We start from the raw sequence: 19,736 nt of genomic DNA on the forward strand, positions 1-19,736 counted from the left end.
GGACCTTGTCCGCGATAGCCGGGGGTTCCGGCGCGTTTCGCGGATAAGATCCGCTCCTACGCCGACCCACACCGCTCCCATGTAGGAGCGCGCCCTGCGCGCGAATCGCAGGCAGGGCCTGCTCCTACAGGTTTCCGTGGGGCGCCTATCCATCCGTCCGCGATCCGGCCGCAGGCCGGCGCCATCGCGGATGAATCCGCTCCTACGGGGCGCGTTATGCCGGCAGGCACACGCCGGTGCCGCGCAGGCCGCAGTAGCCGTTGGGGTTCTTCGCCAGGTACTGCTGGTGGTAGGCCTCGGCGTAGTAGAACGGCGGCACTTCGCGGATTTCGGTGGTGATCTCGCCGTAGCCGCCAGCGCTGAGCTCCTTCTGGAAGGCGGCGCGGCTGGCTTCCACCGCGGCTTTCTGTGCCTGGTCGTACCAGTAGATGGCCGAACGGTACTGGGTGCCGGTGTCGTTGCCCTGGCGCATGCCCTGGGTCGGGTCATGGGACTCCCAGAACACCTTGAGCAGTTGTTCCAGGCTGGTCTGCTGCGGGTCGAACACCACCAGCACCACTTCGCTGTGCCCGGTCAGGCCGGAGCAGACCTCGTCGTAGGTGGGGTTGGGCGTCAGGCCGCCGGCGTAGCCCACGGCGGTGACCCACACCCCCGGCTGCTGCCAGAAGCGCCGCTCGGCGCCCCAGAAGCAGCCCAGGCCGAGGACGATCTGCTGCAGGCCGCCGGGGAACGGCGGGCACAGCGGATGGCCGTTGACGTAGTGGGTTTCCGGCACCGGCATCGGTGCCTCACGGCCGGGCAGGGCCTGGGCCTGGGTGGGCAGTTCCTGCTTGTTGACGAGTATCTGCGAGCGAAGGGTCATGGCCTGGGTCTCCTTTGTCCGGATGGCGATAGACGCGCGAAGACCCTGGAGATTACAGCCTTTGTGCAGGCTGTGGAGCTTTTCACTCGCCGCGGCAGGGATAGCGCTGCAGGCTGCTGGCGAGCTGGGCGCCGGGGATCGGCTTGTCGAACAGGTAGCCCTGGCCGATGTCGCAGCGGTTGCGCCGCAGGAAGGCCAGCTGGGCGGCGGTCTCGACGCCTTCGGCGACCACCTGCAGCTTGAGGTTGTGGGCCATGGCGATCACCGCCGAGGTGATTTCCATGTCGTCCTGGTTGTCCGGGATGTCCTTGATGAAGCTGCGGTCGATCTTGATGACGTCGATGGGGAATTTCTTCAGGTAGCTCAGCGACGAGTAGCCGGTGCCGAAGTCGTCCATGGCCAGGGTCAGGCCCAGTTGCTTGAGGCGTTCGAGCTGCTGCTTGGTGTCGGCGGTGGCGTCCAGCAGCAGGCTTTCGGTCAGTTCCAGCTCCAGGCGCCCGGCCGGCACCTGTTCCTCGTGGAGGATGGCGGCGATGGAGCCGACCAGGTCGGGGTCGCTGAACTGCTTGGGCGACAGGTTGATGGCGATGTTCAGGTCGCCCAGGCCGTTTTCCGCCAGCTCGCGGCCCATGCGGCAGGCCTCGCGGATCACCCACTTGCCGATGGGGATGATCAGCCCGGTTTCCTCGGCCACGCTGATGAACTGGTCCGGGCGGATCATGCCCTTCTCCGGGTGCTGCCAGCGCAGCAGCGCCTCCAGGCCGAGCAACTGGCCGCTGCGCAGGCACAGCTTGGGCTGGTAGTGCACCGCCAGTTCGTTCTGCACCAGGGCGCGGCGCAGGTTGTTCTCGACGAACAGCTTGTGGCTGGCCTCGGCGGTCATTTCCTCGGTGAAGGTCTGCAACTGGTGCTTGCCGTTGGCCTTGGCCTTGTGCAGCGCGAGGCCGGCGTTCTTCATCAGCGTCTGCGGGTCATGGCCGTGCTGCGGCGCGTAGGCCAGGCCGATGGAGCCGGTGATGTTGATCAGCTGGTTGTCGACGAACAGCGGCTTGTCGAGCACGTCGAGGATCTGCGCCGCCACCCGCTCGCCGCGGCCGGGGCTGGATTCCTCCAGCAGCACGGCGAATTCGTTGCTGGCGAAGCGCGCCAGGGTGGTGCCGTCCACCAGGCTGCTGCGCAGGCGCCGGGCGAGGCTGGCGAGGAGCTTGTCGCCGGTCTGGTGGCCGAGGCTGTCGTTGATCCGCTTGAAGTTGTCGATGTCCACCAGCAGCAGGCCCAGGGGCGGGCCGGAGCCGGCGCGCAGGCGTTCTTCCAGCACGTTGATGAAGTAGTGTCGGTTGGCCAGGCCCGTGAGGTTGTCGCGGTAGGCGAGCTTCTCGATGTGCTGCTGGGCCAGCTTGCTCTGGGTGATGTCTTCGTAGATGCCGATGTAGTGGGTCAGCTCGCCGTTGTCGGCGTAGACCTTGGACAGCGACAACTGCCCCCAGTAGGGCTCGAGGTTCTTGCGCCGGCTGCGGAACTCGCCCTGCCAGCTGTTCTGGTTGACCAGGGTGGAGCGCGCGTCGAACAGCAGCTCGCTGAGGTTGGCCAGGGCCGGCACCTCGGCCAGGCGGCGGCCGCGCACTTCGTCGGCGCCGTACTGGGTGATGGCGGTGAAGCTGGGGTTGACGTATTCGATGACGCCGTCGCGGTCGATCAGCAGGAAGGCGCTGGCGCTCTGCTCGACGGCGCGCTGGAACAGGTGCAGGGCGCTGGAGGCGCTGCGCCGCTCGTGGTTCATCAGGACCTGGGCGTACTGGTCGGCCAGCTCGCCGGCGAAGGCGATCTCGTCGCTCTGCCACAGGCGCACTTCGCCGATGTGCTCCAGGCAGAGCACGCCGACCACCTCGCCGCCGACGCGGATGGTGGCGTCGAGCATGGCGCTGATGCCTTGCGGGCGCAGGTAGGCCTCGGCCAGCTCGCGGGTGCGCGGGTCCTGCAGGACGTTGTGGGCGTCGATGGCGCGGCCGCTGTTGATGGCCTCCAGGTAGTTGGGGTAGCGGCTGGCGTCGAAGCCGCGCGGCAGCTCGAACTGGTCGATGTCGCGGCGGTAGACGGCGATCGGCTCCATGTGGTCGTCGGCGGTCAGACGCCAGATGCCGGCGCGGGCCACGTCGTAGGCCTCGCTGGCGGCCTGGGCGATCAGCTGCGCGGCTTCCAGCAGCGGGTCGCTGGACTGGTAGCGGTGCCGCGCCAGGCGCACGATCAGGTTCTGCTGGGCGCGCGAGCGCACCAGGTGCTGCAGGTGCTCGTCCTGGGAGCGCTGGTACATCTCCAGGGACATCTGCAGTCGCAGGTTCTGTTCCGCCAGCTCGCCCTGGGTTTCCTGGCGGGCGCCTTCCTCGTCCTGCAGCAGGTAGCCGTGGAGCAGCTGGCGGCCGCGTTGCTGGAAGGCCTCGCCGACTTCCAGCAGGTTCAGCACGCCGCGGGGCGTGTGCAGGGCGTAGCGCACCTGGTAGTGGGCATGTTCCACCAGTTGCTGCTGGATCTGTTCGTGCAGGCGGTGCCGCGCCTCGGGTTCCATCAGGCTGGCGTAGGGGGCGTCGAGCAGGCCGCAGAGCTCGGCGGCAGGCACGCCGAAGGCGCGCTCGCAGGCCGGGTCGAGGAACAGCAGGGTCCAGCTCGGTTCATTCAACCGCTCGAAGCGCAGCAGCCCCAGCCGCGACGGGACGGGGAGCTGGGTGACAGCCTCGACCGCCGGGCGATTGGCGGTATCGGGATGACTCTTCATGCTCGGCGGTTTTCCACTACTGGGCGAGGTACTTTGCCTCGGCCGACTTCTGTTGGGCGAAGGCAAGGGTGCATGATGCGGTTTTGTCTGACAAGCAATGCCTGTATCGGCGGGACCGGGAGGATTTTGAGCGGCATGCGGGGTGCCGTTGATCGGAGAATGCCATGGGTAATGGCTGTTTGCCATTATCGCGGCCGGCGCGAATAAAAAAAGCCCCGTCATCCGACAGGGCTGGAGAGAACGAGCGTGGCGTGCTCGTTGGTAGAAAGCGATCGGCCCCCGAATGGGGGCCGATGCGGTTACAGCAGCAGGGTGCGGATATCGCCGAGCAGCTCGCCCAGGCGCTTGGTGAAGCGCGCGGCGGCGGCGCCGTTGATCACCCGATGATCGTAGGACAGCGACAGCGGCAGCATCAGGCGCGGCTGGAAGGCCTTGCCGTCCCACACCGGCTGCATGGTCGCCTTGCTCACGCCCAGGATCGCCACTTCCGGCGCATTGACGATCGGCGTGAAGCCGGTGCCGCCGATGTGGCCGAGGCTGGAGATGGTGAAGCAGGCGCCCTGCATGGCATCGGCCGAGAGCTTCTTGGTGCGCGCCTTTTCCGCCAGTTCGGCGGCTTCGGCGGCCAGCTGCAGCAGGCTCTTGCGGTCGACGTCGCGGATCACCGGCACCAGCAGGCCGTCCGGGGTGTCCACGGCGAAGCCGATGTGCACGTACTTCTTGCGGATCAGCGCCTTGCCGCTGGGGGCCAGGGAGCTGTTGAAGTCCGGCAGTTCCCTGAGCAGGTGGGCGCAGGCCTTGAGCAGGATCGGCAGCACGGTCAGCTTGACGCCGGCCTTCTCGGCGGCGGCCTTCTGCGCGACGCGGAAGGCTTCCATGTCGGTGATGTCCGACTGGTCGAACTGGGTCACGTGGGGCACGTTCAGCCAGCTGCGGTGCAGGTTGGCGGCGCCGACCTGCATCAGGCGGGTCATGGCCACTTCTTCCACTTCGCCGAACTTGCTGAAGTCCACTTCCGGGATCGGCGGGATGCCCGCGCCGCCAGTGGCGCCGGCCGGGGCCGACTTGGCGCGCTGCAGCTGTTCCTTGACGAACAGTTGCACGTCTTCCTTGAGGATGCGGCCTTTCGGGCCGGTGGCCTTCACCTCGGCCAGCTCGACGCCGAACTCCCGGGCCAGCATGCGCACGGCAGGGCCGGCATGGACCTTGGCGCCGTCGCGGCTGGGCGCGCCGACCGGGGCCGGGGTTTCGGCCTTGGCGGCCGGAGCCGGGGCCGCGGCAGCCGGAGCGGCCGGAGCAGCAGCCGGAGCCGGAGCCGGCGCGGCGGCCGGTTGTTCGGCGGCGGCCGGGGCAGCGGCGCCCGCGACCTTGAGCTTGAGGATCAGGTCGCCGGTGCCGACTTCGTCACCGACCTTGATCGACACGCTTTCCACCACACCGGCAGCCGGCGAGGGGATTTCCATGCTGGCCTTGTCCGACTCCAGGGTGATCAGCGACTGGTCGGCCTCGACCGTGTCGCCGGCTTGCACCATGACCTCGATGACGCTGGCCTTGCCCGCCGAGCCGATGTCCGGGACGGCGATGTCCTGGACGCTGGCCGCTGCCGCCGGGGCGGCGGCAGGCGCGGGTGCGGCGGCCGGGGCCGGAGCCTCGGCCTTGGGCGCTTCGGCAGCCGGGGCGGGCGCCGCGGCCGGAGCCTCGGCTGCGCCACCCTCGACTTCCAGCTCGAGAATCTCGTCGCCTTCCTTCAGGGTGTCGCCCACCTTGACCTTCAGGCTCTTCACCACGCCAGCCTTGGGCGAGGGGATTTCCATGCTGGCCTTGTCGGATTCCAGGGTCAGCAGGCTCTGGTCGGCCTCGACCTTGTCGCCGACCTTGACCAGCAGTTCGATGACTTCACCCTGACCGTTGCCGATGTCGGGTACGCGGATCAGCTCACTCACAATGCGTCTCCTCAGCAGTCCAGCGGGTTGCGTTTTTCCGGGTCGATACCGAGCTTGGCGATGGCCTCGGCCACCACCTTGGCGTCGATGTCGCCACGGTCGGCCAGGGCTTCCAGCGCGGCCAGGACGACCCAGCGGCGGTCCACCTCGAAGAAGTCACGCAGCTTGCGGCGGCTGTCGCTGCGGCCGAAGCCGTCGGTGCCCAGGACCTTGTACTCCTTGCTCGGGACCCACTGGCGGATCTGCTCGGCGTACAGCTTCATGTAGTCGGTGGAGGCGATGACCGGGCCCTTGCGGCCGCCCAGGCATTCCTCGACGTAGCTCAGCTTGGGCTTCTGGCCCGGGTGCAGGCGGTTCCAGCGCTCCACGGCCAGGCCGTCGCGGCGCAGTTCGTTGAAGCTGGGGACCGACCAGACGTCGGCGCCGATGCCGAAGTCCTCGCGGAGGATCTTCGCCGCGGCTTCCACTTCGCGCAGGATGGTGCCCGAGCCCAGCAGCTGCACGTGGTGAGCGGCGTCCTTCTTGTCCTCGTCGAGCAGGTACATGCCCTTGATGATGCCTTCCTCCACGCCCTTGGGCATGGCCGGCTGGACGTAGTTCTCGTTCATCACGGTGATGTAGTAGAAGATGTCCTGCTGCTCTTCGATCATCTGCCGCGCGCCTTCGCGGATGATCACCGCCAGCTCGTAGGCATAGGTCGGATCGTAGGTGCGGCAGTTGGGGATGGTCGAGGCCAGGATGTGGCTGTGGCCGTCCTCGTGCTGCAGGCCTTCGCCGTTCAGGGTGGTGCGCCCGGCGGTGCCGCCGACCAGGAAGCCGTGGGCGCGGCTGTCGCCGGCGGCCCAGGCCAGGTCGCCGATGCGCTGGAAGCCGAACATCGAATAGAAGATGTAGAACGGCAGCATCGGCTGGTTGTGGGTGGAGTACGAGGTGCCGGCGGCGATCCAGCTGGACATGGCGCCGGCCTCGTTGATGCCTTCCTCGAGGATCTGGCCCTTCTTGTCCTCGCGGTAGAACATCACCTGGTCCTTGTCCACCGGCTCGTACAGCTGGCCGACGGAGGAATAGATGCCGAGCTGGCGGAACATGCCTTCCATGCCGAAGGTACGGGCTTCGTCGGGCACGATCGGCACGATGCGCGGGCCGAGCTCCTTGTCCTTGACCAGCTGCGAGATGATCCGCACGAAGGCCATGGTGGTGGAGATTTCGCGGTCGCCCGAGCCGTCGAGGATGGCCTTGAGGGTGTCCAGCGGGGGAACCGGGACCTGGAAGCTCTTCTGCCGGCGCACCGGCATGTAGCCACCCAGGGCGGCGCGGCGCTCGGCCAGGTACTTGGCCTCGGCGCTGCCTTCTTCGGGGCGGTAGAACGGCAGGTTTTCCAGGTCGGCATCCTTGATCGGGATGTCGAACTTGTCGCGGAACGACTTCAGGCTCTCGACGTCGACCTTCTTGACGTTGTGCGCGATGTTCTTCGCTTCGCCCGAACCCGTGCCATAGCCCTTGATGGTCTTGGCCAGGATGACGGTCGGCTGGCCCTTGTGGTTGACCGCCTGGTGGTAGGCTGCATAGACCTTGTAGGGGTCGTGGCCGCCACGGTTGAGCTTCCAGATTTCCTCGTCGGAGAGGTCCTTGACCATCTCCAGCAGCTCCGGACGCGCACCGAAGAAGTGCTCGCGCACGTAGGCGCCGTCTTTCGCCTTGTAGTTCTGGTATTCGCCGTCGATGACCTCGTCCATGCGCGCCTGCAGCAGGCCGGCGGTGTCCTTGGCGAACAGCGGGTCCCAGAAGCGGCCCCAGATGACCTTGTTGACGTTCCACTCGGCGCCGCGGAACACGCCTTCGAGTTCCTGGATGATCTTGCCGTTGCCGCGCACCGGGCCGTCGAGGCGCTGCAGGTTGCAGTTGATGACGAAGATCAGGTTGTCCAGCTTCTCGCGGCCGGCCAGGGAGATGGCGCCCAGGGATTCGGGCTCGTCGCACTCGCCGTCGCCCATGAAGCACCAGACCTTCTGCTTGCCGGCGGGGATGAAGCCGCGGCTCTCCAGGTACTTCATGAAGCGCGCCTGGTAGATCGCCTGGATCGGGCCCAGGCCCATGGACACGGTGGGGAACTGCCAGAAGTCCGGCATCAGCCAGGGGTGCGGGTAGGAGGACAGGCCGTGGCCGTCCACTTCCTGGCGGAAGTTGTTCAGCTGGTCTTCGCTGATGCGGCCTTCGAGGAAGGCGCGGGCGTACACGCCGGGGGAGGCGTGGCCCTGGAAGAACACCAGGTCGCCGCCGTGTTCTTCGGTCGGGGCCTGGAAGAAGTAGTTGAAGCCGATGTCGTAGAGCGTCGCCGAGGAAGCGAAGGAGGAGATGTGGCCGCCCAGATCCGGGTCGTGCTTGTTTGCCTTCATCACCATGGCCAGCGCGTTCCAGCGCACCAGCGAGCGAATGCGGCGTTCCATGAACAGGTCGCCGGGCATGCGTGCTTCGTGGGTCACCGGGATGGTGTTGCGGTAGGGCGTGGTGATGGCGTAGGGCAGTTGGGTGCCGGACCGGCTGGCCAGCTCGCCCATGCGGGTCATCAGGTAGTGGGCGCGGTCTTCACCTTCACGGTCCAGGACCGATTCCAGGGCGTCCAGCCATTCCTGGGTTTCGACGGGATCAAGGTCTTGCATGGCTTGCTCCAGGGCGGAAAGGCTTCCAGAATCGAAAGCCAGTAGATCGTTGCCGATAGCAGCGCCGGCCTCGTGGGCGACGCCGCGAATTCTTGGAAGTGCACCGGGGGTGGTTCCGGCGGGTTGTAGTTTTACTACAAAACGCGACTGGATACAGCCCTTGGGCGAAAAAAGTTAGTAGTAAAACTACAGGCGCCCGAATGGCGGGGCTTCCGCGGGGTTGCCGTTCATCAGGATCGATGCATGACTCTGCCGTCCCGGGCCGCCTTGCCGGCCACCTTGAAGCCCCTCGCCGAGCGCGCGGGGCAGACCTTCAGCACCGCCGTAGCCGATCTTCCCGCCGAAAACGCCGCCCTTTATGAGCAGTGGTCCGCCGAGCGCCACGCCGACTTCGCCCAGGTCTGCGCCGCCAGCGACTTCGTCGCCGAGCAGGCGGCGCGCGATGCCGCGGGCTTTCTCGAGCTGGTGGCCAGCGGCCAGCTGGACCGGCCGCTGGAACGCGGCGAGATGCGCGCGCAACTGGAGGCGCTGCTGGCCGACTGCGCCGACGAGGACGAACTGGGTCGCCGCCTGCGCCGCTTCCGCCGGCGCCAGCAGATACGCATCGTCTGGCGCGACCTGACCCGCGGCAGCGACCTGGCCGGCACCTGCCGCGACCTTTCCGACCTCGCCGATAATTGCATCGACCTGGCCTACCGCTGGCTCTACGAAAGGCATTGCCAGCAGTTCGGCACCCCCATCGGCCACCGCTCCGGCCTGCCGCAGCAACTGGTGGTGCTGGGCATGGGCAAGCTGGGCGCCGGCGAGCTGAACCTGTCCTCGGACATCGACCTGATCTTCGGCTACCCCGAGGGCGGCGAGACCCAGGGCGCCCGCCGCGCCCTGGACAACCAGGAGTTCTTCACCCGCCTGGGGCAGAAGCTGATCAAGGCGCTGGACGCCATCACCGTCGAAGGTTTCGTCTTCCGCGTCGACATGCGCCTGCGCCCCTACGGCTCCAGCGGCCCGCTGGTGCACAGCTTCGCCGCGCTGGAGCAGTACTACCAGGACCAGGGCCGCGACTGGGAGCGCTACGCCATGATCAAGGCGCGGGTGGTCGGCGGCGACCAGGACGCCGGCCAGCGCCTGCTGGAGCTGCTGCGGCCGTTCGTCTACCGGCGCTACCTGGACTTCTCGGCCATCGAGGCGCTGCGCAGCATGAAGCAGCTGATCCAGCAGGAAGTGCGGCGCAAGGGCATGAGCGAGAACATCAAGCTCGGCGCCGGCGGCATCCGCGAGGTGGAGTTCATCGCCCAGGCCTTCCAGCTGATCCACGGCGGCCGCGACCTGAGCCTGCAGCAGCGGCCGCTGCTGCGGGTGCTGGCGACCCTCGAAGGGCAGGGCTACCTGCCGCCGCAGGTGGTCGCCGAGCTGCGCGAGGGCTACCAGTTCCTGCGCTACGCCGAGCACGCCCTGCAGGCCATCGACGACCGGCAGACGCAGATGCTGCCGGAGGACGAGCTGTCGCGCATCCGCGTCGCCTTCATCATGGGCTTCGCCAATTGGTCGGCGTTCCACGAGGCGATCAACCACTGGCGCGAGCGCGTCGACTGGCACTTCCGCCAGGTGATCGCCGACCCCGACGAGGACGAGAGCGGCGAGAACGAGGGCGCCACCCCTGGCGCCGAGTGGCTGCCGCTGTGGGAAGAGCAGATGGACGAGGAGTCCGCCTGCCGGCAACTGGCCGAGGCCGGGTTCGCCGAGCCGGCGGCGGCCTTCAAGCGGCTCATCGACCTGCGCCACGGCAACCAGGTGCGCGCCATGCAGCGCCTGGGCCGCGAGCGCCTGGACGCCTTCGTCCCGCGGCTGCTGAACATGCTCGCCGAGCACGAGAAGCCGGACCTGACCCTGGAGCGCGTGCTGCCCCTGGTGGAGGCGGTGGCGCGGCGCTCGGCCTACCTGGTGCTGCTCACCGAGAACCCCGGCGCTCTGGAACGCCTGCTGACGCTGTGCGCGGCCAGCCCGATGGTGGCCGAGCAGATCGCCAAGTTCCCCATTCTGCTGGACGAGCTGCTTAATGAAGGGCGCCTGCTCAGCCCGCCGCAGGCGCCGGAGCTGATCGCCGAGCTGCGCGAGCGGCTGATGCGCATCCCCGAGGACGACCTCGAGCAGCAGATGGAGACCCTCCGTCACTTCAAGCTGGCCCACGGCCTGCGCGTGGTGGCCTCGGAGATCGCCGGCACCCTGCCGCTGATGAAGGTCAGCGACTACCTGACCTGGCTCGCCGAGGCCATCCTCGAACAGGTCCTGGCCCTGGCCTGGCACCAGTTGGTGCAGCGCCACGGCCGGCCGCTGCGCGCCGACGGCACGCCTTGCGACACCGACTTCATCATCGTCGGCTACGGCAAGGTCGGCGGCCTGGAGCTGGGCCACGGCTCGGACCTGGACCTGGTGTTCATCCACGACGGCGACCCGCAGCGCGAGACCGACGGCGCCAAGCCCATCGACGGCTCACAGTTCTTCACCCGCCTGGGGCAGAAGATCATCCACTTCCTGACTACCCAGACCACTTCCGGCGCGCTCTACGAGGTGGACATGCGCCTGCGCCCCAGCGGCGCCGCCGGCCTGTTGGTGAGTTCGCTGGCGGCCTTCCAGGCCTACCAGCAGAACGAGGCCTGGACCTGGGAACACCAGGCCCTGGTGCGCGCCCGCGTGCTGGCCGGCAGCGCGCGGGTGGCCGAGGCCTTCGAGGGCATCCGCGCCGCGGTGGTGGGGCGCCATCGCGACCTGGCCGAGCTGCGCCGGGAAGTCAGCGAGATGCGCGCGAAGATGCGCGACAACCTGGGCACCCCCGCGACCGCCGCCGGCACCGCGCCGAATGCCTTCGAAGCCGCGGCGCCCTTCGATCTCAAGCAGGATGCCGGTGGTATCGTCGATATCGAATTTATGGTGCAATATGCGGCCCTTGCCTGGTCGTGGCAGCACCCTGGGTTGCTGCAGTTCACCGACAACATCCGCATCCTGGAAGGGTTGGAGCGGGCTGGCCTGATCGCCAGCGAGGACGTCCGTTTCCTGCAGGAGGCCTACAAGGCCTATCGCGCAGCCGCGCACCGTCTGGCGCTGCAGAAACAGCCAGGGGTAGTGGGCGGCGACCGTTTCCATGAAGAACGCCGCGGAGTGATGCGGATCTGGCGCGAGCTCGAGCTCGCCTGATCCCGGGCAGTACGCACAGGTCGCCGGCGGGGCTGGGTTCCGCGGCGACCGGACGACGAATTTCTGTGAGGAGCTGGCAAATATGTCGATGGCCGATCGTGATGGCGTGATCTGGTATGACGGCGAACTGGTGCAGTGGCGCGACGCGACCACCCACGTTCTGACCCACACCCTGCACTACGGCATGGGCGTGTTCGAGGGCGTGCGCGCCTACAACACCCCGCAGGGCACCGCGATCTTCCGCCTGCAGGCCCACACCGACCGTCTCTTCGACTCGGCGCACATCATGAACATGAAGATGCCGTTCACCAAGGAAGAGATCAACGAAGCGACCCGCGCCGCGGTCCGCGAGAACAACCTGGAAAGCGCCTACATCCGTCCGATGGTGTTCTACGGAAGCGAAGGCATGGGCCTGCGCGCCGCCGGCCTGAAGGTCCACGTGATAGTCGCCGCCTGGCACTGGGGCGCCTACATGGGCGACGACGCCCTGGAGCAGGGCATCAAGGTACGCACCAGCTCCTTCACCCGCCACCACGTGAACATCTCCATGACCCGCGCCAAGTCCAACGGCGCCTACATCAACTCGATGCTGGCCCTGCAGGAAGCCATCTCCGGCGGCGCCGACGAGGCCATGATGCTGGACCCCGAAGGCTACGTGGCCGAGGGCTCGGGCGAGAACATCTTCATCATCAAGGACGGCGTGATCTACACCCCGGAAGTCACCGCCTGCCTGAACGGCATCACCCGCAACACCGTGCTGACCCTGGCCGACGAGCTGGGCATCAGGGTGGTGGAGAAGCGCATCACCCGCGACGAGGTGTACATCGCCGACGAGGCCTTCTTCACCGGCACCGCCGCCGAAGTCACCCCGATCCGCGAGGTGGACGGCCGGCAGATCGGCATCGGCCGCCGCGGCCCGGTGACCGAGCGACTGCAGAAAGCCTACTTCGACCTGGTCACCGGCAAGACCAGCGCCCATCCGGAGTGGCGCACTCTGGTCAAATGAGCCGGAAGCTGGAAGCCTGAAGTCGGAAGCCAACGCGGTTCCAGACAGGCTTCCAGCTTCGAGCTTTCAGCCTCCAGCTTATGAACATTCTGATCGTAGGTCCCTCCTGGGTCGGCGACATGGTGATGGCGCAGACGCTCTTCGAGTGCCTGAAGCGCGAACACCCCGACTGCCAGATCGACGTGCTGGCGCCCGACTGGAGCCGGCCGATCCTCGAACGCATGCCCGAAGTGCGCCAGGCCCTGAGCTTCCCGCTCGGCCACGGCGTGCTCGACATCGCCGCGCGCCGGCGCATCGGCAAGTCCCTGGCCGGCCGGTACGACCAGGCCATCCTCCTGCCCAACTCGCTCAAGTCCGCGCTGGTGCCGTTCTTCGCCGGCATCGCCAGGCGCACCGGCTGGAAGGGCGAGATGCGCTACGGCCTGCTCAACGACGTGCGCAAGCTCGACAAGGCGCGCTACCCGCTGATGATCGAGCGCTTCATGGCCCTGGCCTACCCGCCGGGCGCCGAGCTGCCCAAGCCCTACCCGCAGCCGCGCCTGGCCATCGACCCGGCCAGTCGCGACGCGGCCCTGGCCACGTTCGGCCTGAGCCTGGACCGCCCGGTGCTGGCGCTGTGCCCCGGCGCCGAGTTCGGCGAGGCCAAGCGCTGGCCGGCGGAGTTCTACGCCAAGGTCGCCGAGGCGAAGATCCGCGCCGGCTGGCAGGTGTGGATCTTCGGCTCGAAGAACGACCACCCCGGCGGCGAGGACATCCGCTCGCGGCTGATCCCCGGCCTGCGCGAGGAGTCGGTCAACCTCGCCGGCGGAACCGCCCTGGCCGAGGCCATCGACCTGATGTCCTGCGCCTGCGCCGTGGTCAGCAACGACTCCGGCCTGATGCACGTGGCCGCCGCGCTGAACCGCCCGCTGGTGGCGGTCTACGGCTCCACCTCGCCGCAGTTCACCCCGCCGCTGGCCGATGCCGTGGAAATCGTCCGCCTGGGCCTGGAATGCAGCCCCTGCTTCGACCGCGTGTGCCGCTTCGGCCACTACAACTGCCTGCGCGAGCTGCCGCCGTCGATGGTGCTGCAGGCGCTCGACCGCCTGGTCGCGGACCCGGTCGACGTCGAATGAGGGTACTGCTGATCAAGACGTCGTCCCTGGGCGACGTCATCCATACCCTGCCGGCGCTCACCGACGCCGCCCGGGCCATCCCCGGCATCCAGTTCGACTGGGTGGTGGAGGAAGGCTTCGCCGAGATCCCGGCCTGGCACCCGGCGGTGGCCCAGGTCATCCCGGTGGCCATCCGGCGCTGGCGCAAGAACCTCTGGCAGACCCTGAAGAATGGCGAGTGGCGGCGTTTCAAGAAGCGCCTGCGCGAGGTCGACTATGACCTGGTGATCGACGCCCAGGGCCTGCTCAAGAGCGCCTGGCTGACGCGCTACGCGAAGAAGGTGCCGGTCGCCGGGCTGGACAGGGAATCCGCGCGCGAGCCGGCGGCCAGCCGCTTCTACGACCGTGGCTACCCGGTCGCCTGGGGCCAGCACGCGGTGGAGCGCGTGCGCCAGCTGTTCGCCCAGGCGCTGGACTACCCGCTGCCGGCGGGCGTCGGCGATTACGGCCTGGACCGCGGCCTGCTGATCGACGGGAGCGCCGGCGAGCCTTATCTGGTCTTCCTGCACGGCACCACCTGGGTCACCAAGCACTGGCCCGAGGCCTACTGGCGCGAGCTGGCCGAGCGCATGGGCGAGCGCGGCTGGTCGGTGCGCCTGCCCTGGGGCAACGACAACGAGCGCCAGCGCGCCGAGCGCATCGCCCAGGGCTTGGAAAACGCCTCGGTGCTCCCCAAATTATCCCTCGCAGGCATGGCCAAGGTCCTGGCCGGCGCTTCCGCTTGCGTGGCGGTGGACACCGGGCTCGGACATCTGGCCGCCGCCCTGGACGTGCCGACGCTGTCGCTGTTCGGCCCGACCAATCCCGGGCTGACTGGCGCCTACGGGCGTTCCCAGGTGCATCTGGCCAGCGACTGGCCCTGCGCACCCTGCCTGCAGAAGACCTGCACCTACCAGCCGACGGCCGAAGACAAGCGCCAGTTCGACCTGCGGCAAGAGCAGCCCCTGTGCTTCACGCGCCTGAACCCGCAGCGCGTGGCGCTGCAACTGGAGGCGCTGCTGCTGGCCCCGGAGACGCTTCGATGAAACTGGCTTTCGTCCTGTACAAGTACTTCCCCTTCGGCGGGTTGCAGCGCGACTTCATGCGCATCGCCCTGGAATGCCAGAAGCGCGGCCACGCCATCCGCGTCTACACGCCGATCTGGGAAGGCGAGGTGCCGCCCGGCTTCGACGTGCGCGTGGCGCCGGTCAAGGCGCTGTTCAACCACCGCCGCAACGAGAAATTCAGCGCCTGGCTGGCCGCCGACCTGGCGCGCGACCCGGTGGACCGGGTGATCGGCTTCAACAAGATGCCGGGCCTCGACGTCTACTACGCCGCCGACGGCTGCTTCGAAGACAAGGCACAGACCCTGCGCAACCCCATCTACCGCCGCTGGGGCCGCTACAAGCACTTCGCCGACTACGAGCGGGCGGTGTTCGCCCCCGAGTCGAAGACCGAGGTGCTGATGATCTCCGAGGTGCAGCAGCCGCTGTTCATCAAGCACTACCACACCCCGATCGAGCGCTTCCACCTGCTGCCCCCGGGCATCGCCCTGGACCGCCGGGCGCCGGCCAACGCCGCGGAAATCCGCGCCGACTTCCGCCGCGAATTCAAGCTGGCCGACGACGACCTGCTGCTGGTGCAGATCGGCTCGGGCTTCAAGACCAAGGGCCTGGACCGCAGCCTCAAGGCCCTGGCGGCGCTGCCGCGGGACCTGCGCAAGCGCACCCGGCTGATCGCCATCGGCCAGGACGATCCCAAGCCCTTCCTGCTGCAGGTGAAGGCCCTGGGCCTGTCGGACCACGTGCAGATCCTCAAGGGCCGCAGCGACATCCCGCGCTTCCTGCTCGGCGCCGACCTGCTGATCCACCCGGCGTACAACGAGAACACCGGCACCGTGCTGCTGGAGGCGGTGGTCGCCGGGCTGCCGGTGCTGGTCACTGACGTCTGCGGCTACGCCCACTACATCGCCGAAGCCGACGCCGGCCGCGTGGTGCCGTCGCCCTTCGAGCAGGACGCCTTCAACCGCATGCTCGCGGAGATGCTCCGGGACGACGCGGCGCGCGCCGCCTGGTCGCGCAACGGCCTGGCCTTCGCCGACACGGCGGACCTGTACTCCATGCCGCAGCACGCCGCGGACGTGATCCTGCAGGAGCGCCCATGAGCACCCCTCTCCCCGGCTTCCCCGGGCTCCTACGAAAGGCGGGCGCCCATGAAGCTTGAGTTGCGCGAGCCGTTCAGGAGCCTGTGGGCCGGCAAGGACCCCTTCGTCGAGGTCGAGCGCCTGCAGGGCAAGGTCTACCGCGAGCTGGAAGGCCGCCGCACCCTGCGCACCGAGGTCGACGGCCGCGGCTACTTCGTCAAGATCCACCGCGGCATCGGCTGGGGCGAAATCTTCAAGAACCTGCTCAGCGCCAAGCTTCCGGTGCTTGGCGCCGGCCAGGAGCAACGCGCCCTGGAGCGCCTGCACCAGGCCGGCGTGGCGACCATGACCGCGGTGGCCTACGGCGAGCGCGGCGGCGACCCGGCGCGCCAGCATTCCTTCATCGTCACCGAGGAACTGGCCCCCACCATCGACCTCGAACAGCTGTCGCTGAACTGGCTGCGCGAGCCGCCTGCGCCGCGCTTCAAGCGCGCGCTGATCGACGAAGTGGCGAAGATGGTCGGCACCATGCACCGCGCCGGGGTGAACCACCGCGACTGCTACATCTGCCACTTCCTGCTGCACACCGATCGCCCGCCGACGCCCGACGACCTGCGCCTGTCGGTGATCGACCTGCACCGCGCCCAGACCCGCGCCGCCACGCCGCGGCGCTGGCGCGACAAGGACCTGGCCGCGCTGTACTTCTCGGCGCTGGACATCGGCCTGACGCAACGCGACAAGCTACGCTTCCTGCGCGGTTACTTCCGCAAGCCGCTGCGCGACATCCTCCGCGAGGAGGCCGCTCTGCTCGCCTGGATGGAGCGCAAGGCCGCCAAACTCTACGATCGCAAGCAGCGCTACGGAGACCTGCTCTGATGTCGGGCTGGACCCTGGAACCCGCCTACAGCCACCTGTCCGCCGACTTCGGTAGCCTGGACGCGGTGTTCGCCCTTGAGGGCGAGCGCCTGACCAAGGACCCCAAGTCCGAAGTGATCCGCATCGAGCGCGACGGCGTGCGCTACTACGTCAAGCGCTACAACAGCGCCGGCAAGGGTTACCACCGCTACCTCGCGCGGCCGCGGATCAAGGCCGAGTGGCAGAACCTCAAGCAGTTCGCCAAGTGGGGCATCCCCACCGCCGAAGTGGTGGCCTGGGGCCTGGAGCGCAAGCACGGCGCCTTCGTCCGCGGCGCCATGGTCACCCGCGAAGTGCCGGGCACCGAGGACCTGGCCGCGCTGGCCCGGCGCGACGACCCGCGCCTGCGCGACCGCGCCTGGGTCGACCACGTCAGCCGGCAACTGGCGGCGCACACGCGGCTGATGCATGACCACCACTTCACCCATAACGACCTGAAGTGGCGCAACATCCTGGTCGACGCCGCCGGCACCGTGTATTTCATCGACTGCCCGATCGGCAACTACTGGGTCAGTTTCATGCTGCGCCACCGCGTGACCAAGGACCTGGCGACCCTGGACAAGGTGGCCAAGTACCACCTTTCCGCCACCCAGCGCCTGCGCTTCTACCTGCAGTACCGCCGGCGCGAGCGGCTGAACGCCTCGGACAAGGTCCGCGTGCGGCGCATCGCCCATTTCTACGAGGGACGCGAGTGAACGACTTCATCGCCGACGACGACCGCGAGCGCCTGCACAGCCAGGGCCTGGCCGACTTCGACGCGCTCTGGACGCTGCCGCTGGAGGCGGTGGACGAGCCCAACACCGAGCGCGGCGGCATGAGCTGCGTGTTCCGCCTGGAGCTGGACGGCGGCGCCTACTACCTCAAGCGGCAGAGCAACCACCTCACGCGCAGCCTGCTGCGCCCGGGCGGCGAGCCGACCTTCGCCCGCGAGTTCCGCAACATCCAGCGCTACCAGCAACTGGGCATCCCGGCGTTGCAGGCGGCCTTCTTCGGCGAACGCCGCGAGGGCGGCGAGCGCCGCGCCATCCTGGTGACCCGCGCGCTGGACGGCTGGCGCGACCTGGACGCCTGGCTGAAGGACTGGTCCGGCCTGCCGGCGGAGCGCCGCCAGGCCATCCTGCACGCCTGCGGCATGCTCGCCCGGCGCCTGCACGAGGCCGGGCAGATGCACGGCTGCTTCTATCCCAAGCACATCTTCCTGCGGGAGGCCGAGGACGGCTTCCAGGCCTGCCTGATCGACCTGGAGAAGACCCGCCCGCTGTGGTTCGGCCTGCGCGACCGCGTCAAGGACCTGGAACCGCTGCTGCGCCGCGCGCCGGACTGGAGCGAGGTGGACGTGCGCCAGCTGCTAGCTGCCTATCTGGGCAGCGCGGCCAGCGGCGCCGAGGTGGACCACTGGTACAAGCGCCTGGGCGCGCGCCGGCGCAAGAAGGAGAAACGCGGGTGAGGCTGGGCGAACTGCGAAGCGCCGGGCGCCAGCCGACGCTGCCGCTGCGACTGGAACTGGCCGATGGCGCCGGCCCCGCCGAACTGCGCCTGGACAGCCTGCTGCGCGTGCTGCCGGGCCGGCGCTACGTCGGCGCAGGCAACTGGCGCGGGCGCCAGGTGCTGGCCAAGCTGCTGGTCGGCGGCAAGGCCGCGCGGCACTTCCAGCGCGAGCTGGCCGGCGTGCGCCTGCTCGCCGAACAGGGCCTGACCACGCCGCTGCTGCTGGCCGACGGCCTGCGCGAAGGCGAGGGCGGCTGGCTGCTCTTCGAATTCCTCGACGACGCCCACAGCCTGGGCGACGCCTGGCGCGCGGTGGAAGCCGAGCCGGCGCTGTCCGACGCCCAGCAGGCGGTGCTCGGCGAGGCCCTGGCGGCCATCGCCGAACTGCACGCCAAGGGCCTCTGGCAGGAAGACCTGCACCTGGACAACCTGCTGCGCCACGACGGCCGCCTATACCTGATCGACGGCGCCGGCATCCGCGCCGAAACGCCCGGCCAGCCGCTGTCGCGCAAGCACGTGCTGGAAAACCTCGGGGTGTTCTTCGCCCAACTGCCGGCCAGCCTCGATCCCTTCCTCGAAGAACTGCTGGTGCACTACCTGCTGGTCAACGGCGAGCATGCGCTGCCGCTGGAGGCCCTGCAGAAGGAGATCGCCCGGGTGCGCCGCTGGCGCGTCGCCGACCTGCTGAAGAAGATCGGCCGCGACTGCAGCCTGTTCAGCGTGCGCCGCGGCGCCTTCGGCCTGCGCGCGGTGCGCCGCGAAGAGGAAGCCGGCCTGGCGCCGCTGCTGGCCGAGCCGGACGCTTTCATTGACCGGGGGCATGTCTACAAGACCGGCGGTGCCGCTACCGTGGCGAAAGTGGAACTGGATGGTCGCCCGCTGGTAGTCAAGCGTTACAACATCAAGAACCTGCTGCACTGGCTAAAGCGCTTCTGGCGCCCCAGCCGCGCCTGGGCCTCCTGGCGCGAGGGCAACCGTCTGGAAGCCCTAGGCATCGCCACGGCGAAACCCCTGGCGGTGCTGGAACGGCGCTGGCTGTGGCTGCGCGGGCCGGCCTTCCTGATTACCGATTACCTGGCCGGGCAGGATATAATTGCCCGTTTCAAACCCCATCTGGACGATCCGGACGGGGCCGGCATGCCGCCGGAGGCCGAACTCAAGGCCTTGGACAGCCTGTTCGCGGCGCTGCGGCGCGAGCGCATCAGCCACGGCGACCTCAAGGGCCACAACCTGTTCTGGCAGGGGGAAGGCGATGCGGGGCGCTGGGCGCTGATCGACCTCGACGCCATGCACAAGCACCACGGCCAGGCCAGTTTCGAGCGCGCCTATGCCCGCGACCGCGCACGTTTCCTGCGCAACTGGCCGCAGGGCAGCGCGCTGCACCGGTTGCTGGATGAGCGAATACCTAAAAGCAGCTGGAAGCTGGAAGCTGGAAGCTGAAAGCAAGAGCCTGGAGGTTGGCGCTGGTGTTTTGGGCTTCAAGCTTCCGGCTTCAAGCTTCCAACTGCTTCTAAGACAATTTATCCCAGCGTCAAGCCCGAGGCTTGACGCCGGAAGACGAAAGCCCCCAGGGGCTATGACGAACACCGCTGTTGCTTCAAGCTTCCGGCTTCAAGCTTCCAGC

The 19,736-nt window shown here is 68.2% G+C and carries 13 protein-coding genes; 9 read left to right on the top strand and 4 right to left on the bottom strand.

Features of this window, described 5'->3' with window-relative positions; translation table 11 throughout:
• Positions 1 to 214: 214 nt before the first annotated feature.
• From msrA to aceE, 4 genes are all read right to left on the bottom strand, one after another.
• On the bottom strand, positions 215 to 862 hold the full coding sequence (msrA, locus tag PM1_RS01750; RefSeq protein ID WP_009613596.1) for a peptide-methionine (S)-S-oxide reductase MsrA: 648 nt from the start codon (positions 860 to 862) through the stop codon (positions 215 to 217).
• Between the two features lie 82 nt (positions 863 to 944).
• Positions 945 to 3,632, bottom strand: coding sequence for a putative bifunctional diguanylate cyclase/phosphodiesterase (locus PM1_RS01755; protein ID WP_009613594.1), 2,688 nt, complete (start codon positions 3,630 to 3,632; stop codon positions 945 to 947).
• 299 nt (positions 3,633 to 3,931) lie between these two features.
• Complete coding sequence (aceF, locus tag PM1_RS01760; RefSeq protein ID WP_009613592.1) at positions 3,932 to 5,575, bottom strand: dihydrolipoyllysine-residue acetyltransferase; 1,644 nt, start codon at positions 5,573 to 5,575, stop codon at positions 3,932 to 3,934.
• A gap of 11 nt (positions 5,576 to 5,586) precedes the next feature.
• Positions 5,587 to 8,235, bottom strand: a complete 2,649-nt coding sequence (gene aceE, locus PM1_RS01765) for a pyruvate dehydrogenase (acetyl-transferring), homodimeric type (RefSeq protein ID WP_009613590.1) — start codon at positions 8,233 to 8,235, stop codon at positions 5,587 to 5,589.
• Positions 8,236 to 8,478: 243 nt separating this feature from the next.
• On the opposite strand from aceE, the gene glnE reads away from it, so the two are divergent.
• The 9 genes from glnE (at position 8,479) to PM1_RS01810 (ending at position 19,552) form a co-directional block, all read left to right on the top strand.
• The gene (glnE, locus tag PM1_RS01770; RefSeq protein ID WP_009613589.1) at positions 8,479 to 11,427 is read left to right on the top strand and encodes a bifunctional [glutamate--ammonia ligase]-adenylyl-L-tyrosine phosphorylase/[glutamate--ammonia-ligase] adenylyltransferase; all 2,949 of its coding nucleotides are present in this window, start codon (positions 8,479 to 8,481) and stop codon (positions 11,425 to 11,427) included.
• Between the two features lie 82 nt (positions 11,428 to 11,509).
• Positions 11,510 to 12,433 (top strand): branched-chain-amino-acid transaminase, encoded by a 924-nt coding sequence (gene ilvE / locus PM1_RS01775; RefSeq protein ID WP_009613587.1) that lies wholly within the window; start codon positions 11,510 to 11,512, stop codon positions 12,431 to 12,433.
• 80 nt (positions 12,434 to 12,513) lie between these two features.
• Positions 12,514 to 13,548, top strand: coding sequence for a lipopolysaccharide heptosyltransferase II (gene waaF / locus PM1_RS01780; protein ID WP_009613585.1), 1,035 nt, complete (start codon positions 12,514 to 12,516; stop codon positions 13,546 to 13,548).
• On the top strand, positions 13,545 to 14,612 hold the full coding sequence (gene waaC / locus PM1_RS01785; protein ID WP_009613583.1) for a lipopolysaccharide heptosyltransferase I: 1,068 nt from the start codon (positions 13,545 to 13,547) through the stop codon (positions 14,610 to 14,612). The genes waaF and waaC overlap by 4 nt, the downstream gene beginning before the upstream one ends.
• Positions 14,609 to 15,730, top strand: a complete 1,122-nt coding sequence (locus PM1_RS01790) for a glycosyltransferase family 4 protein (protein WP_009613581.1) — start codon at positions 14,609 to 14,611, stop codon at positions 15,728 to 15,730. Before waaC ends, PM1_RS01790 begins: the two co-directional genes overlap by 4 nt.
• 48 nt (positions 15,731 to 15,778) lie before the next feature.
• Entirely contained in the window at positions 15,779 to 16,585 is an 807-nt protein-coding gene (gene rfaP, locus PM1_RS01795; RefSeq protein WP_009613579.1) for a lipopolysaccharide core heptose(I) kinase RfaP, read from the top strand.
• A complete protein-coding gene (locus tag PM1_RS01800; protein ID WP_009613577.1) occupies positions 16,585 to 17,319 on the top strand; it encodes a lipopolysaccharide kinase InaA family protein in 735 nt (244 codons plus the stop codon). The genes rfaP and PM1_RS01800 overlap by 1 nt, the downstream gene beginning before the upstream one ends.
• A complete protein-coding gene (locus tag PM1_RS01805) occupies positions 17,316 to 18,071 on the top strand; it encodes a lipopolysaccharide kinase InaA family protein (protein WP_009613575.1) in 756 nt (251 codons plus the stop codon). Before PM1_RS01800 ends, PM1_RS01805 begins: the two co-directional genes overlap by 4 nt.
• Complete coding sequence (locus tag PM1_RS01810) at positions 18,068 to 19,552, top strand: lipopolysaccharide kinase InaA family protein (protein ID WP_009613573.1); 1,485 nt, start codon at positions 18,068 to 18,070, stop codon at positions 19,550 to 19,552. The genes PM1_RS01805 and PM1_RS01810 overlap by 4 nt, the downstream gene beginning before the upstream one ends.
• The last annotated feature ends 184 nt before the right edge of the window (positions 19,553 to 19,736 follow it).

The sequence above is a fragment of the Pseudomonas sp. M1 genome (assembly GCF_022760135.1).
In the GTDB taxonomy this organism is placed as follows: domain Bacteria; phylum Pseudomonadota; class Gammaproteobacteria; order Pseudomonadales; family Pseudomonadaceae; genus Pseudomonas; species Pseudomonas citronellolis.

Excerpts from the sequence above, each read along its gene's own strand:
- waaF (WP_009613585.1), top strand. The coding sequence starts at position 12,514 with ATGAACATTCTGATCGTAGGTCCCTCCTGGGTCGGCGACATGGTGATG.
- ilvE (WP_009613587.1), top strand. The coding sequence starts at position 11,510 with ATGTCGATGGCCGATCGTGATGGCGTGATCTGGTATGACGGCGAACTG.
- glnE (WP_009613589.1), top strand. The coding sequence starts at position 8,479 with ATGACTCTGCCGTCCCGGGCCGCCTTGCCGGCCACCTTGAAGCCCCTC.
- aceE (WP_009613590.1), bottom strand. The coding sequence starts at position 8,235 with ATGCAAGACCTTGATCCCGTCGAAACCCAGGAATGGCTGGACGCCCTG.
- waaC (WP_009613583.1), top strand. The coding sequence starts at position 13,545 with ATGAGGGTACTGCTGATCAAGACGTCGTCCCTGGGCGACGTCATCCAT.
- msrA (WP_009613596.1), bottom strand. The coding sequence starts at position 862 with ATGACCCTTCGCTCGCAGATACTCGTCAACAAGCAGGAACTGCCCACC.
- PM1_RS01755 (WP_009613594.1), bottom strand. The coding sequence starts at position 3,632 with ATGAAGAGTCATCCCGATACCGCCAATCGCCCGGCGGTCGAGGCTGTC.
- rfaP (WP_009613579.1), top strand. The coding sequence starts at position 15,779 with ATGAAGCTTGAGTTGCGCGAGCCGTTCAGGAGCCTGTGGGCCGGCAAG.
- PM1_RS01800 (WP_009613577.1), top strand. The coding sequence starts at position 16,585 with ATGTCGGGCTGGACCCTGGAACCCGCCTACAGCCACCTGTCCGCCGAC.
- PM1_RS01790 (WP_009613581.1), top strand. The coding sequence starts at position 14,609 with ATGAAACTGGCTTTCGTCCTGTACAAGTACTTCCCCTTCGGCGGGTTG.